13 protein-coding genes and 1 tRNA gene are annotated in these 14,811 nt (G+C 67.6%); 4 read left to right on the forward strand and 10 right to left on the reverse strand.

Annotated features, from left to right (window positions below):
* Nucleotides 1-137 precede the first annotated feature (137 nt).
* The 7 genes from ACWDNU_RS05250 to ACWDNU_RS05280 form a co-directional block, all read right to left on the reverse strand.
* Complete coding sequence (locus tag ACWDNU_RS05250; RefSeq protein ID WP_116203489.1) at nt 138-851, reverse strand: ABC transporter ATP-binding protein; 714 nt, start codon at nt 849-851, stop codon at nt 138-140.
* Nucleotides 838-1,767 (reverse strand): ABC transporter ATP-binding protein, encoded by a 930-nt coding sequence (locus tag ACWDNU_RS05255; RefSeq protein ID WP_449667843.1) that lies wholly within the window; start codon nt 1,765-1,767, stop codon nt 838-840. Before ACWDNU_RS05255 ends, ACWDNU_RS05250 begins: the two co-directional genes overlap by 14 nt.
* A complete protein-coding gene (locus ACWDNU_RS05260) occupies nt 1,764-2,909 on the reverse strand; it encodes a branched-chain amino acid ABC transporter permease (RefSeq protein ID WP_370936245.1) in 1,146 nt (381 codons plus the stop codon). The genes ACWDNU_RS05255 and ACWDNU_RS05260 overlap by 4 nt, the downstream gene beginning before the upstream one ends.
* Nucleotides 2,906-3,919 (reverse strand): branched-chain amino acid ABC transporter permease, encoded by a 1,014-nt coding sequence (locus ACWDNU_RS05265; RefSeq protein ID WP_449667844.1) that lies wholly within the window; start codon nt 3,917-3,919, stop codon nt 2,906-2,908. The genes ACWDNU_RS05260 and ACWDNU_RS05265 overlap by 4 nt, the downstream gene beginning before the upstream one ends.
* Nucleotides 3,920-4,012: 93 nt before the next feature.
* Complete coding sequence (locus tag ACWDNU_RS05270; RefSeq protein WP_370940727.1) at nt 4,013-5,188, reverse strand: branched-chain amino acid ABC transporter substrate-binding protein; 1,176 nt, start codon at nt 5,186-5,188, stop codon at nt 4,013-4,015.
* A 620-nt stretch (nt 5,189-5,808) separates the two neighbouring features.
* Nucleotides 5,809-6,423 (reverse strand): ANTAR domain-containing response regulator, encoded by a 615-nt coding sequence (locus ACWDNU_RS05275; protein ID WP_009079762.1) that lies wholly within the window; start codon nt 6,421-6,423, stop codon nt 5,809-5,811.
* Between the two features lie 339 nt (nt 6,424-6,762).
* A tRNA-Leu gene (locus ACWDNU_RS05280) sits at nt 6,763-6,836 on the reverse strand.
* Nucleotides 6,837-7,522: 686 nt separating this feature from the next.
* Between ACWDNU_RS05280 and ACWDNU_RS05285 the strand changes: the two genes are divergently transcribed.
* Together ACWDNU_RS05285 and ACWDNU_RS05290 are read left to right on the forward strand one after the other, a co-directional pair.
* Nucleotides 7,523-8,128, forward strand: coding sequence for an Ltp family lipoprotein (locus ACWDNU_RS05285; protein ID WP_449667845.1), 606 nt, complete (start codon nt 7,523-7,525; stop codon nt 8,126-8,128).
* Nucleotides 8,129-8,343: 215 nt separating this feature from the next.
* Nucleotides 8,344-8,649 (forward strand): hypothetical protein, encoded by a 306-nt coding sequence (locus ACWDNU_RS05290; protein ID WP_449667846.1) that lies wholly within the window; start codon nt 8,344-8,346, stop codon nt 8,647-8,649.
* Between the two features lie 19 nt (nt 8,650-8,668).
* On the opposite strand, the gene ACWDNU_RS05295 is transcribed toward ACWDNU_RS05290, so the two are convergent.
* Nucleotides 8,669-9,610, reverse strand: coding sequence for a hypothetical protein (locus ACWDNU_RS05295; protein ID WP_449667847.1), 942 nt, complete (start codon nt 9,608-9,610; stop codon nt 8,669-8,671).
* A 121-nt stretch (nt 9,611-9,731) separates the two neighbouring features.
* Between ACWDNU_RS05295 and ACWDNU_RS05300 the strand changes: the two genes are divergently transcribed.
* Nucleotides 9,732-11,249 carry a hypothetical protein gene (locus ACWDNU_RS05300; RefSeq protein ID WP_449667848.1) on the forward strand — a complete coding sequence of 506 codons (1,518 nt, stop codon included), beginning with the start codon at nt 9,732-9,734 and terminating at the stop codon, nt 11,247-11,249.
* A 48-nt stretch (nt 11,250-11,297) separates the two neighbouring features.
* On the opposite strand, the gene ACWDNU_RS05305 is transcribed toward ACWDNU_RS05300, so the two are convergent.
* The gene (locus ACWDNU_RS05305; RefSeq protein WP_449667849.1) at nt 11,298-12,686 is read right to left on the reverse strand and encodes an MFS transporter; all 1,389 of its coding nucleotides are present in this window, start codon (nt 12,684-12,686) and stop codon (nt 11,298-11,300) included.
* Nucleotides 12,683-13,552, reverse strand: a complete 870-nt coding sequence (locus ACWDNU_RS05310; RefSeq protein WP_449667850.1) for an alpha/beta fold hydrolase — start codon at nt 13,550-13,552, stop codon at nt 12,683-12,685. Before ACWDNU_RS05310 ends, ACWDNU_RS05305 begins: the two co-directional genes overlap by 4 nt.
* Nucleotides 13,553-13,667: 115 nt before the next feature.
* On the opposite strand from ACWDNU_RS05310, the gene ACWDNU_RS05315 reads away from it, so the two are divergent.
* Nucleotides 13,668-14,582: a LysR family transcriptional regulator gene (locus ACWDNU_RS05315; RefSeq protein WP_449667851.1), complete on the forward strand. Its 915-nt coding sequence runs from the start codon at nt 13,668-13,670 to the stop codon at nt 14,580-14,582.
* Nucleotides 14,583-14,811 lie beyond the last annotated feature (229 nt).

Consider the following 14,811-nt stretch of genomic DNA (forward strand, 5'->3'; position numbering starts at 1 on the left):
AACCCGGCGGACGCGAGCAGCCGCCATTCGCGCAGCGACGGCTTGTTGGCGTTGCGTGCGGCGGGCCCGGCGAGCCGTCGGCCCAGCGGCAGCGCCCGGACGCAATGTCGCCGCCAGGCGACGAGCCGAGCAAGAAATCACCCAACCCCGAGATAAGCCTCCTTGATACTGGTATCAGCCAGCAACTCCTGCCCAGTACCAGTCTTGGTAATCTGCCCAGTCTCCAGCACATAAGCCCGATGCGCCCGAGACAACGCCTGCTGCGCATTCTGCTCAACCAGCAGCACGGTCGTCCCCTGCCGATTGATCTCCGTGATAATCCGGAAAATCTGCTGAATAAACTGCGGCGCCAACCCCATAGAAGGCTCGTCCAGCAACAACAACCGAGGCTTAGCCATCAACGCCCGCCCAATAGCGAGCATCTGCTGCTCACCCCCGGACATAGTCCCGCCGACCTGAGTCTTCCGCTCAGCCAGCCGCGGAAACAACTCGAAAACCCGATCAAAATCCGGCTGCAGATTCTTCCGGTCCTTGCGCGCATAAGCGCCCATGTCCAGATTCTCCAGCACCGTCATGCCAGGGAAAATCCCCCGACCCTCCGGCGCCTGCGAAATCCCGCGCACCACCCGCAAATCCCCGCGCAGCCGCGAAATATCCTCGCCGTCAAAGCGAATAGCACCACCGGAAATGGGCCGGATACCGGAAATCGCCCGCATCGTGGTCGACTTGCCGGCGCCGTTCGCCCCGATGAGGGTGACGATCTCGCCCTCGTTCACGGTGATGGACAACCCGGACACGGCCTGGATCCGTCCGTAGTGGACCGAAACGTCAGAAAGCTCAAGCAACGTCATCGTCGGGAACTCCCAGGTAAGCGGCGATCACGGCGGGGTTCTCCCGGATCTCGGACGGAAGCCCGTCGGCGATCTTCTTGCCGAACTCCAGCACTACGATCCGGTCGGTGACGCCCATGACGAGCTTCATGTCGTGTTCGATCAGCAGGACGGTGTAGCCGTCGTCGCGGATCGTCCGGATCAGCCCCATGAGCTCTTCCTTCTCCGCCGGGTTGAACCCGGCGGCCGGCTCGTCGAGGCACAGCAGCTTCGGCTCGGTGGCGAGCGCCCGCGCGATTTCCAGCCGCCGCTGATAGCCGTAGGGCAGGTTCTTCGCGCGGTCCGCGGCCCGGTCGGCGATGCCGACGAATTCCAGCAGCGCCATGGCCTTCTCGATCGCCTGCTTCTCCTCGCGGTGGTGCCGCGGGACCCGCAGGAGCGCGCCGAGCAGGCTGGTCTTGTGCCGCGCGTCGGTGCCGACGACCACGTTCTCCAGCGCGGTCATCTCGGAAAACAGCCGGATGTTCTGGAACGTCCTGGCGATCCCGAGCTGGGTGATCCCGTGCCGCGACGCCTTGCCGAGCGGCTTGTCCTCGAGCAGCACCTGCCCCGAGGACGGCCGGTAGACGCCGGTCATCGCGTTGAAGCAGGTGGTCTTGCCCGCGCCGTTCGGCCCGATCAGGCCGAGGATCTCGCCGCGCCGGATCTCGAACGACACCGAGTCCAGCGCCACCAGGCCGCCGAAGCGGACCGTGACGTCGTCGACCTTGAGCAGCGTCTGCCCGTAGTCGGCCTGGATCTCCCGGTCCGGCGCGACGACCTCGGCGACCTCGGCCTCGTGCTCGGCGAGCTCGTCGGCGGTCATGTTCGCGACCTCGGCCACGAGGCCGCCCTCGGCCGGGACCTCGGGCCCGTTTCCGTTGCCAGGGACCGTCATGCCTTCTCCCCTGCTTTGTCGGACACCAGCGAACCGTCGCTGCTGACCTGCTCGCCCTTGCCGAGCAGCCGCTGGTACGCCTGTCTGCCGTACGCGAGCAGCCGCTGCCGCGCGCCGAGGAGGCCCTGCGGGCGAAAGATCATCAGGACGATCAGCGCGAGTCCGAAGATCAGGTACTTGTACTCCGCGATCGCCTGGAACCGCAGCGGCACGTACGCCACCACGATCGCACCCAGCAGCACGCCGACCTTGTTGCCCGCGCCGCCGAGAATGACCGCGGCCAGGAACAGCATCGACGTGACCACGTCGAACTTCTGGTTGTTCACGAAGCCCAATTGCCCCGCGTACAGCGCGCCGGAAAGGCCGCCGACCGCGGCGCCGCCGACGAACGCCCAGATCTTGAACTTGAACGTCGGCACGCCCATGATCTCGGCCGCGTCCTCGTCGTCGCGGATCGCGACCCACGCGCGGCCGACGCGGCTGCGCTCCAGGTTCCCGACCACGAACAGGATCACGATGATGATCGTGACGCAGAGCCAGTACCACGGGATGCCGTCGGTGTTGTTGAAGAGCGGATTCCCGTCCGCCTTCACGCCCGGCGGATGCCCGACGCCCTGGAAACCGCGGTTGCCGCGCAGCGGGTCGATGTTGTCGGCCAGCAGGCGGACGATCTCGCCGAAGCCCAGCGTGACGATCGCCAGGTAGTCGCCGCGCAGTCGCAGCGTCGGCGTCCCGAGGATGACCCCGAAGATCATCGTGACCACCATCGCGATCGGCAGCACGACGAGGAACGGCAGCTTCGCCAGCGACGAGTCCGGGCTCGTGAACAGCGCCATCACGTAGGCGCCGATCGCGAAGAATCCCACGTAGCCGAGATCCAGCAGACCGGCTTGGCCGACGACGATGTTGAGCCCGATGGCGACCAGCGCGTAGCGGGACACCTCGAACATCGCGATCGGGAAGTCGTACCCGGGCTGGGTGGTGATCAGCGGCGGGTTCAGCACCGGCAGCAGGTAGACCAGCGCCACCAGCGGGATGAGCACGCCCCACTGCTGGACGCGGGACAGCCGGTTCCACCAGTCCGAAACGGGACGGCGGCGCGCCTTCGCCGGAGCGGCGGGCGGCGTCGTAGTCGTCGTCATACCCGTGCCTTTCCGAGCGATTCGCCGAGAATGCCGGTCGGGCGGAACATCAGGATCAGCACCAGCAGGGCGAACGCGACGACGTCGCGCCACGCGCCGCCGAACAGCGACTGCCCGTAGTTCTCCACGACCCCGAGCAGCAGGCCGCCCAGCAGCGCGCCGCGCAGGTTGCCGATGCCGCCGAGCACCGCGGCGGTGAACGCCTTGATGCCGAGGATGAATCCGCCCTGGTACGAGGCGCCCTGCGGGATCTTCATCATGTAGAACAGCGCCGCCGCGCCGGCCAGCAGGCCGCCGATGAGGAACGTGAGCGTGATGACGCGTTCCTTGTTGACGCCCATCAGCGTCGCGGTGTCCGGGTCCTGCGCCACCGCGCGGATGCCGCGGCCGAACTTGGTGCGATTGACGAACATGTCCGTGCCGATCATCAGCAGGATCGACGCGATCACGGTGATGATGGTGACGATCTTGACGCTGCCGCCGAAGATCGTGAACACCTCGTCGTTGCGCAGCAGCCGGATGCTGTCCTCCGGGTTGCCGCCGCGCCAGATGAAGAGGATCTGCTGCAGCACGAAGGAAGCGCCGATCGCGGTGATCAGGAAGACCAGCCGGGGCGCCTTGCGTTTGCGCAGCGGCCGGTAGGCCACGCGTTCCAGCACGACCGCGGTGCCGCCGGACACCGCCATCGACGCGATGAGCGCGAGCAGCAGGAAGCCGATCAGCTCGAAGATCGGCAGCTCCGGCGTCGCGCCGGGGCGGAAACCCAAGCCGTAGAAGGTGAACCACGTCGCGAAGGCGCCGTAGATGAACACCTCGGAGTGGGCGAAGTTGATGAGTTTGAGCACGCCGTAGACGAGGGTGTAGCCCAGCGCCACGAGCGCGTAAATGCTGCCGTAGGAAAGACCGTCGATCGTGTTGTCCCAGAACTGGTTCAGGAACGAATTCACGTCGAAGGTGATCCAGCTGCCGCCGCCCTGCGCGAGGACGAGCGAACTGAGGTCAGGGGTCATCGACACACTAGTTCTCCATGTGGGTCCGGGGTGCGGGCCCGGCGGGATCAGCCGCCCGGCACGCACCCCGGTACTGGAACCGAAAGCGGTGAGCTACTTGATCTCGGTGTTGCGGACGATCTTTCCGTTGTCCACCTTGTAGGTCCACACGGTGGTCGCGGCGAGCTCGCCGTGGTCGTCCCACTTGAAGTGCTTCGTGATGCCCTGGCCGTCGTAGGTCTTCACGAAGTCCAGCAGGTCGGCGCGGGTCTTCTTGCCGGCGTCGATGCCCTTCAGCAGGATCGTCGCGACGTCGTAGGCCTCGGGCGAGTAGGTGCCCGGGTCGGCGCCGGTCGCCGCCTTGTAGGCGTCGGTGAACTTGGTGAACTGGTCAGCGGGCACGCAGGGGCAGGTGAAGTACGCGTTGGCGGCGGCGTCGCCGGCGCCCTTCACGAACAGGTCGTCCTTCACGCCGTCCGGGCCGACGAACTTGGCCTTGACGCCCGAGTCGTTCAGCTGCTGCGCGAACGGAGCGGCTTCCTGGTAGTAGCCCGAGTAGAAGATCGCGTCCGGCTTCTCGTTCTTGATCTTGTTGACCACGGCGGAGAAGTCGGTCTGCTTCGTCTTGACCTTGTCCTGGCAGCTCGCCTTGTCGCCGAGCGCCTTGATGGTCGAGGCGGCGAGGCCGGTGCCGTACTCGGAGTCGTCCTCGATGACGCAGACCTTGCTGGCCTTGAGCTCGCCGGTGATGAACTTGGCGGCGGCCGGGCCCTGCGCGTTGTCGTTGCCCAGTGCGCGGAAGAAGGTCTTCCAGCCGTTCTGGGCGAGCGACGGGTTGGTCGCGGACGGGGTCACGGCGACGAGGCCCGCGGAGTTGAAGATGTTGCCCGCGGCCTTCGACTCGCCCGAGAACGGGAGGCCGATGACGCCGATGATGCCCGGGGTGTTGACGATCTGGGTCACGATGCCCGGCGCCTTGTCCGGGGTGCCCTCGGTGTCGAACTGCTCCAGCTTGACCTGGCAGCCCGGGTTCGCCTTGTTGTGCTGGTCGACCGCCAGCTTCGCGCCCTTGAGGATGTTCTGGCCAAGGGCCGCGTTCGCGCCGTTGATCGTGCCGGCGTAGGCGATCGAGGTCGGCGCGCACTGCGCCTTGCCGTCTCCCGCCGGGTCCGCCGCGTTCGCCGCCGCCGACGGGGCCGCGGCCTGCGGCGCGCCGCTGTCGCCACCCGAGTCACCGCCGGTCCGCGCCGAGCAGGCGCCAAGGGAGATGACTCCCGCCGCGGCCAGCACGATGACCTTAGTGAGTCGTGCTCTCTGCACTCGTTCCTCCAAATGCCACCCGCGACGTTCCCGGGGAACGGCGGGTCCCTGCGTGGGACTTCGACTGGGCGCTGAACGTAGCCGCCGGGTGAGGTGTTGCACAGAGTCACAGCGAGTCTTGTATCCACATCGTGACGGTCGTCACGAGAATTAACGGACGATTTACACTCGATCGTCTTATTGCAACGACCGAGTGAATGACTCTTCGTGTCCGAGTGCCCCTCGAAAGGACCTTGACCAGACGCCTGATCAATGGGGGCAGTCTAGGAACATCCCCTCCGTCACCGTGACCGACACCACGATGCCCCGGCCTCCAAGGTAGCAACCTTGCCCTTTCGCGCAGGGCAGATCAACCCGCACGGGTGGGTCCGGGGCCGGTGCGGTGGCAGGGTTTTCGCTGGTCAGCAGCCGAGTTCCGGCGCGACACGGCGGTGGCGGACGGATGCGGCGAAACGGACGGGGTCCCGCTGGCCGGGAGCGCACTCCGGGGCCGGGCGGTCACTCTCCGGCGCGATTTCCGGTTTCGGGCCCATGAAAAAGCGGGCGCGACCACTTTGGTCACGCCCGCTTTTTGGGTTTTGCCCGTTTGCTCAGCCGATGCTTTCGACGACCGCCTCGGCGACGGCCTTCATCGTGGTGCGCCGGTCCATCGCGGTGCGCTGGATCCAGCGGAACGCATCGGGTTCGGTGAGCCCCTGGCGGCTCATCAGCAGGCCCTTCGCCCGGTCGATGACCTTGCGGGTCTCGAGCCGGTCGGTGAGCCCGGCGACCTCGGCCTCGAGGGCCTGCAGCTCGGAGAACCGGCTGACGGCCAGCTCGATGGCGGGCACGAGGTCGCGTTTGGCGAACGGTTTCACCAGGTACGCCATGGTGCCCGCGTCGCGGGCCCGTTCGACGAGGTCGCGCTGGCTGAACGCGGTGAGAATGACGACCGGCGCGATCCGGTCGCCGGTGATCCGCGCGGCCGCCTCGATGCCGTCGAGCTTCGGCATCTTGACGTCGAGGATCACGAGGTCCGGCTTGAGGTCGGTGGCCAGCGCGATGGCCTCCTCGCCGTCGCCGGCCTCGCCGACGACCTCGTAGCCCTCTTCGCGCAGCATTTCCACCAGGTCGAGCCGGATGAGCGCCTCGTCTTCCGCGACGAGCACCCGTCGCTGCGGCACGCCGGCGGCGGCGCCGTTCGACTCGGCAGCCTGTTCGGTCACCGGTGTCCTCCTGAAGGCTCGGCGGGACGTCTTCGACACGCGGTCACCCGCGAGAGCCCAGCGTACCGGGACCGATCCAGATCCCACGATGGCGTTCACCACGAAGTGGCGGGAGACACCCAGCCCCGGCAAGGTCATCGCTGAGCTGGAGTCCGCCGCCGACAGCCGCGTCGATAAGGCACTCGGCCGGGAGGACGGACGCTCCGCGGACTTGGGGGGCGCATGGGGAGTGCAGGGCCGTAGACGACCGGACAGCCCCGGACACAGCCGGACCAAACAAGCGCGGCCCCTGTCCAGGTACGTCCTGGTCAGGAGCCGTTTTCCACAGGTGCTCGCGAGTGCCCCCGGTGAGATTCGAACTCACACTGGACGGGTTTTGAATCCGTTGCCTCTGCCAGTTGGGCTACGGGGGCGCAGTGCGGAAAACTCTACGGGACCCGCCCTTCCCGCCGTCGACCGGGTCCGGTGATCGACTTGGGGCATAGACCTGATGCAGCACGGCTGCCGCAAGCCGCAGGTGAACGGATCGACCGGGCCTCCGCCCTGCGCTTGCCGGAGGATCGGGCTGCTGGCCCTTCTCGATGTCGGCGACCGCACCCTGCGAGCGACATGCTGCTGTGCCCGTTCTTGCCCGGGCACCCGGCCGGTCAGAAACTGCACGACTGCATCCTCACGGACGTAGCCCGCTTTGCGGTGCCCCTCGTACTTGCCCTCTCCCCCGGTTGTTGTTCAGCGGGTTGCAAACGCAGCAGGCGAACCGGCGTCGCTGGGCACTGAAACATACGCTGCCCGCAACGGCTTCTCGTGCTCTCAGCGTGGCGGGCGGAGCTGCCATCCCGGCTTGATCAGTGCGATGTCCCGGGGTCCCGTCCGGTTGTCACCGCCCATTCGCCCGCAACAACGCATTTCCATTCGAGCCGAATGGATCCGATAGGCGTGTTGCATGACGAATTCTCTTTCTCAGGAATTTCTCGACGGCAACCGTGCTGGAGACCTGTCGTCGTGAGGGCGAGCGCGGGTGTCGAGGGCGGACATCACCGGCGTAACGAACGGAACAGCACACACGACTACAAATCACCTCTTGCCAAGGAGAATCCCTATGATCAAGGGCGTCGCCCTCTTCGCCGCCGCGGCCGCGGCGGCGGCCACCCTCACCGCCTGCTCCAGTCGGGACGCTGGCGATCTCGGTGCCGCCAATGTGACTCCCGCCGCTGCTTCGGCACCCGGCACTTGCCCTCCGCTGCAGGCCGGACAGTCATGCATCAACGGGCAACTGGTCCAGTCCAGCCCGACCAGCGAGGCTTCGCCCCCGGTCGCGTCCAGCCCGACCATCGAAGCTCCCCAATCACCGACCCTGGTCGAGTCCAGTCCGACCGGCGAGGCTCCGCAATATCCGCCTCAGGTCGAGCAGGCCCGTGAGTCCGCGCAGTCGTATCTCGGCTACACCGCTTTCTCGCGAAACGGCTTGATCGATCAGCTGTCCTCTAAGTACGGCGACAGCTACCCGAAGAACGTCGCCACTCAGGCAGTGGACAGCCTGGACGTCGACTGGAACGCACAGGCAGCCAAGGCGGCACAGTCCTACCTGGACTACACCTCGTTCTCGTGCACCGGGCTGACGCAGCAGCTGGCATCGCGGTACGGCGGACAGTTCACCAATGCCCAGGCCAAGTTCGGCGCGCACCAGACGAAGGCGTGCAAATGAGGCCCGGCAGGAGCAGACAGTCGTCGATGTCCACAAAGGACTATTTGTCTCGGACCGCAGATCGGGCGTCGACCTCTGACCTGGCTCCTCGATCGCCGGTGGGCCGCTTTGGCCCTGGGCTCCGCGCGGGACGGGAACTACTCTCGGGGAAGGGCAGGGGCGGCATGTCGCTCATCGGCTGCCGGAGAGCGCGTCCAGGAGTGAGGAGGTCGCTGATGTCCGCGATGCTCAAGCTGACGCACAAGGCGATCGGGGTCGAGGTGCGTCGTGGCGCCTACGAGGTCGAAGTCGACGGTGAACCGGTCGGGTCGGTTGCCATGAACAAAACGATCGAGACGCCCGTCGACCCAGGTCGGCACACCTTGTTCCTCCGCGACGACCGGAACTCGAGCCGGACGGAGACGTTCGACGCCGCCGACGGGGAAACCGTCGCTTTCCGGTGTACTGGAAAGCGGTTTTTGCCGCTCTTTCTCGCGTCGTTCTTCTTCCGCGGACTGGCGATCAAGCTCGTCCGCGAGTAACCGCGGCCGACCAGCCGGGTTACTCGCCGGTGCTGTCTCCGCGCCGGCCGTGGGCGCATCGGCTGGGCTCGGCGCGCAGACACACGCTGCCGCCGTTCACACGCAGGCCGGCGTCGTCGAAGGCGGTGGTCCAGGAGCGGGCGATGGCGGTCTGCGCGGTGGCGAGCGGGATCAGGCCGCTGCAGACGGCGTCTTTGAGTTTGTTCTCGACCGCGTCTTTGGGGTTGGGGATCTTCCCCGGCTCGACCCACAGGTTGCGGGGATCGTCAGGCGCACCGCCGAGTTCGAGAGAGACGAGGTGGTCGTACTCGCCGGACTCACCGGCAGGGAGGGTGTATGCCTTCGCCGTGGTGTCCTTCATGCGGCTGGTCTTGCCGGTGGCCGGACGGACGGTTTTGGTCCAGCCGCTCTTGCACACCGTGGTGGCGATATTCGCTTGGGAGACCTGCGGATTCACCGCACCGGGGGTGCAGGACGGATCGGGCGTCGGCTGCCCGTTACGGTCGCCGAGATGGCAGGCACCGGCCGCCGGAAGCGGCGTCGAAGAGTTCCCGGCGGCCAGCGCGGTGCCGCCAGCCTTGCCGCTGCTCGATTGCTGCCCTGTCGCATGGCCGGGCGTGCACGCGGAACACGCCACGATCCCCGCGGCGATGACCCCGGCAAGACGTACCGCCTGAATCGGACGTAGACCCTTCTTCAGCACGTTTTTCCTTTCCTGGCAGCAATAATCACGCGCGCCCAGGGACGGGCGGCGCACAGCTTCTCCGCTGCCGCCGGAAGCGGGCGGCAGCGACACGCGCCATTCCGCGGAAATCCCCCGCGCGTCAGGACTGATCGAGCCGCCAGGTTCGGATGTTTCCGACGATGCAGCATCAACTGCCCGTGCCGAGGCGTCCGACGCAGGATCGATGACGATGCCCTCCCGCCGGGTCCGGATCTCGTGCACCGCGTCGCCGTCCATGTCCCGGCGCCCAGCCGAGTGACACTTTGCCGGAAACAGTCACAATCGGGCTGTTTTTGCTGTTAGCCTCCTTGCTCACCGGCCGTCCGGTTGGCGAACCCCGCTCGAGGAGGTACCGGCAGTGAGCAGCGGATACCTAGGTGCCAGCCAGTACTCGTCGTTGCTTTCCGCGGCGCTCAACGCCTACTGGCAGACGCTGGAGCGCCGCTGGCTCCACGACGCCGGGCGCGCACTGCAGCACGGAACAGTCCAGATCGACGGCGCGCCGTCGGCGCTGCGGCCGATCCCGGTCCAGTCGATGATCCACTTGCAGACCTGCCCGATCGTCGCGTGGGCGGTCGACGACGGCACCCCGGCGAAGCGGCCGGGCTCCTGCGACGGATGGGACCCCTCGCGGCAGGCCTACGTCGAATGCCACGCCTCCGACGCCTTCGCCCAGATCGGCGACTGGGCCTGGCAGCAACGCGAACATCTCGCGAACTCGATCCCGGACCTCGCGGGCGGGCCGGACCTGTCGTTCCTCGAAGAGGCCAGGACCAGTCTCGTCGCGATCAACGACGCTATGGACACCGACGACTCGGTCGGCGACCACGCGCTGAACGGGCTCGTCGACAAACTCTCCATCAGCAGCGACGACAACAACAACCGGGCCTGGATGGCCGGGTGGACCGGGCTCGCCGCGAACAGCCTCAAAGGCGGCTTCCTCTCGACGGTCGGCCCGGCCCTGAAGAACCAGCGCGTCCTCGTGCGATGGCTGGCCAACTGCTACGCGCTCCGGGCGACGACGATCAACGCCGCCCGGAACAACAACCTGCACCTCATCGGCCAAGCCACCAAGGAACTCTTCGAAACCGCTGCGACGCCGCCGCCGACCGACATCCAGCTGGTCAAGCAAAAGGTGAACGCCGTCAGCGAGGTGTGGGGCGTCGCCGAAACTGTCGTCAAGGCATTGGGGAAGTCGCTTCCCGGCGGCGTCGGCACCGCCCTGACGCTGGTCGACTTCGTGCTGAACCACACCGAAGAAGTCAGGGACAATTTCCGGTTCCCCGCCCTGAGCACGTTCTTCTCGCACCTGGACGGCGCCGTCCGCACCCTCGGCAGCGAGCTGGACCACGCCGAAGCGGACTACCTCAAGGTCGTCACAGCGATCCAGGAACGCATCGCGGGCGTCGACCGGTCGCTGCTGGAACTCTACGACGTCGCCCAGCACAGCCCGGACGGCGACGACAGCGACCCGCCCGCGTCCGGCAGGTACGCCGTCGACGTCAACCTGGTCATGGAAATCGCCCAGCACTGCTACGACGTCGCCGAACTCTACTCCGGCCAGCTGAAAAACATCGCGACTGTCTCCTACGCCGACGGCCAGCTCGCCGGCCGCGGAGTCGTCCCCGTCGCGGCGGACACCGCCCTGATCGGATTGCGTGGCGAGGTCGAGTCGTTCTTCCAGAAGTCCACCGCGCGCTACCTCACGGCGGCCGACCGCATCAAAGCCGCCGCCAAGAAATACGCCGAAAGCGACGCTGAACAACGAGACCGGTTCAACGCGACAATCAAACAGTGGGACCTGCTCGGCGAAGGCGGCCCTCGCCAGCGCGGCCGCATCGACCTTGACCCGCACAAGGACGGCGTCCAGAACTGACCACGCAGCCGCCTCCCCGCGGCCGTCCGGGTGCGGGACGCGCTCCTCTCAGCTGGGCGCGGCAGACCTCGCAGCCGTCCGTTCCCGCTGGCCGCCCATCGTGCACAGGGCAGCGACCGCGAATGCCACCGCCTCGTAGGTCATCGCGTGCCATAACGCGGCGCCCGAGGTCGCGGCCGGGGCGGCGTAGGCGATGCCGGCGAATGTGACGCCCAGCGTGCCGCCCAGTTGTTGCGCGGTGGGAAGCAGGCCGGAAACCGAGGCCGCGGCCTCGGGGCGCACTCTGGCGATGATCTGGGTGAACGCGGACGCGGTGAAAACCCCGAACGCGACTCCGCCGGCGCACAACGCGAGCCAGTACCACCAGCGCAGGTCGATGAGCATCGGGACGGCAACGGACACCAGTCCCATCGCGAGGGAAGAAGCGGCGAGCGCGCGGGGGCCGAACCGGTTGCCCAGGCTGTTCGCGATCCGGCTCCCGGCCAGTGCTCCGACGGCATACGGCGTGATGCTCAGGCCCGTCTCGAGCGGACTCCAGCCCTTGGCGCCCTGGAGGTGCATCGACAGCAGCAGGGTGAAGGACGGGACACCCGCGTTGAAGATCAGCACGGCCGCCAGTCCCCACCTCGTCGCCGGTTCGGCCAATGTGGACGGTTGGATGAGCGGTTCCGCCGACCTGCGCTGGGAGATCACGAAACCGGTCAGCGCGGCCACGGCCAGCGCCAGGCTTGCCCAGGTCCACGGCGGCCAGCCGGTCTCGCGTCCCATGGTCAGAGGGAACACCAGCAGGGCGAAACCCAGGAGGCTCAGGGTCGCACCGACCGGATCGACCCGCTGGGGTTTGCGTGCACTGTGGACGGACGGCAGTGCGGGCGAGAGCGCGAGGGCGGCGATCCCGACGGGAACGACCAGCAGCATCGCCGCCCGCCAGCCCAGTCCCAGCGGATCGAGCTGGGTCAGCACGCCGCCTAGCACCGGGCCGGCGAGCGAGGCCGCCGCCATCGTTCCGCCGAAGGCGCTCAGTGCGGCGGGGCGGCGGTTCGCGGGAAGCGCCGACTGGATGATCGACAGGATCTGGGGCGCCATCAAGCCGCTGCCGAAACCTTGCAGGGCGCGCCCGGCGATCAGCACCCACGCGTCCGGTGCGGCGGCGGCCCCGAGCGAGGCGGCGGTGAACAACGCCATTCCGGTGACGAACATCCGGCGGTAGCCGTACGTGTCCCCCAGCCTCGCGGAGACGATCAGCGAACAGGCGTAAGTGAGGGTGTAGGCGGCGAGGACCAGCTGGGTCTCCGCCGTCCCGGCGTGCAGGTCCCGCTGGACGTCGACCACGCCCACCTGCATGACCGTGACGCTGAACAACTGCACGAAGGTGCCGGACAGGACGATCGGCAGCAGAAGTCGTTGCGCCGGCGGGGAAAGACGCACCGAGTTCATCGGTCGGACCGGCGCAGGGCAGCCACGGCGAGGGTGGTCGCCAGTTCGTCCGGCCGGGTCACGAACGGGGAATGGCCGCCTGGCAGGGAGTGCACGCGGAACGGGTTCTCCGGCGTCAGCCGATCCGCCTCGGCGATCATCAGGTCCTGGGTCGCGGGCGGCAGGGCGAGGTCGTCGGCCAGCCGCACGTAGGAGCGGGAGATCCGTCCCCAGCGCGCCGCGGAGACCGGAACCGGCGTCGTGAAGTTCGCGAACGGGAGGTCGGGGTGCAGGAACTGCCGCCACGATTCCGGGCTGCCCTCGGGGAGATCGTCGAGGAACGCCCGGCGGATGACGCCGGCGACGGCCGGGTCGGGGGAAAGCGGGTTGATCCGGATCGCGCCCAGTTCGGCCGGATCGCCGACCGGCGGCACCTGGACCGCTCCCGCGTTCTCCTTCGCTTCGATGTAGTCGGCGAACCGTGGGCGGCCCCCGGGCACGAACGCGGACAGGTAGACGAGCCGGTCGACGAGTTCCGAAGCCTGCTCCGCGGCGGCGGACACGGCCGCGCCACCCGCGCTGTGGGCGACCAGCACGACGTTCCGGTACCGGGTGCGGGCGCTGACGAGCGCATCGAGCACGACGTCGGTGCTGTCCTGCATGGTGACGTCGCGCAGGGCCGACCTTTCGCTGGCGAAACCGGGTTGACCGGGCAGGAAGTACCCGCTGGGGACAGGCGCGTCGAGCCCGCTCCCCGGCAGGTCCACGGCGACGCTGGCGAGGCCGTGCCGCGCGAGCGAGCGCTGCGTCGAGGTCCAGTGCAAGGCGGAATGCCAGGCGCCGTGCACGAGCAGGATGACGGTCTCGGACGAGGAGGGACGGGTCACTGGGGGTCCTTCGAGAGTCGATCAGGGACCTCCCCAGAGCACACTCACCGCACCCCGTTATCCATCGCTATATCTCACGAATGCCTTCGCAATACTTTCTACGTATAGTGACGGCGTGGAAGCCCGTCACCTCCGTTACGCCTTGGCCCTCGCCGAGCACCAGCACTTCGGCCGCGCCGCCGCGGCACTGGGCATCGCCCAGCCGCCGTTGTCGACGCAGATCGCCGCGCTTGAGCGAGAGGTCGGCGAGCGGCTTTTCGATCGCACCGCCCGTGGCGTTTTTCCCACCGCCGCAGGGGATGCGTTCCTCGCCAGAGCGCGCGGCGCGCTCGCCGAAATGAGCCTCGCGCTCGTCGACGCGGGCCGCGCGGCACGCGGGGAAACCGGCAGGCTGCGGATCGGGTTCATCGGGTCCGCGCTGCTCGACCCGCTGCCGGGGGTGATCGGCCGGTTCCGCAGGACCCATCCGGAAGTCCGGATGACCTTGCAGGAGCTGGACAGTTCGGCCGGGTCCGCGGCATTGCTCGCGGGCGAACTGGACGTGGCGGTGGGACGGGGCAATCCTCGCGGCGCCGGCGCGGAGCACCTGGTCACCGTGCCCATCGGCGCCGACCATCTGATAGCCGCGGTTTCGGTAGGACATCCCTTCGCCGGGCAAAAGTCCGTCGACGTCGAACGACTCGCCCGCGAACCGCTCGTGCTCAGCGCGGACGCCGCGGGCACCTATCTCAGATCGGTCTTCGAGCCCGCTGTCCTCGACAGTGCCACTCTGGCGCGCGACATCCACACGATCGCCGGGCTCGCCGCCTGCTCCGCGGGAGTCGGCCTCGGCCCGGAACGGATGCGGCTGATCGCGCGCAAGGACATCCGGTTCTGCGCCGTCGAGCCGCGGTTCCGGCTGCCGGATCTGCAGATGTCCTTCCGGGGCAACGATTCCTCGCCGACGCTGGCCGCTTTTCTTACGGTGGTCCGGCAGAATTGTGCCGACGTGGGCGGACGGCTCGACGAACTCTTAGCCCGCCGTGTTTGATTGCTGTGTTTGATGGCCGCGACTGTGTTTGATGGCCGCGACTTCGTCGCGGCGGAGAAATCGCCTTCATCCGGTTTCTTCCCTCCCGATCCGCTCGGCCTGGGGGCCGAGCGGATCGCTCAGTCCAGAAACCGGGGCGATTTCTCGGTTCGGTTCAGTTAGTGGTCAGGGCGAAGGTGTGGGGTGCGTTTGACTGGTGTGCTGCCGTCTAGAGGTTGCTATAGCGGGG

Source organism: Amycolatopsis sp. NPDC003676 (assembly GCF_053587275.1).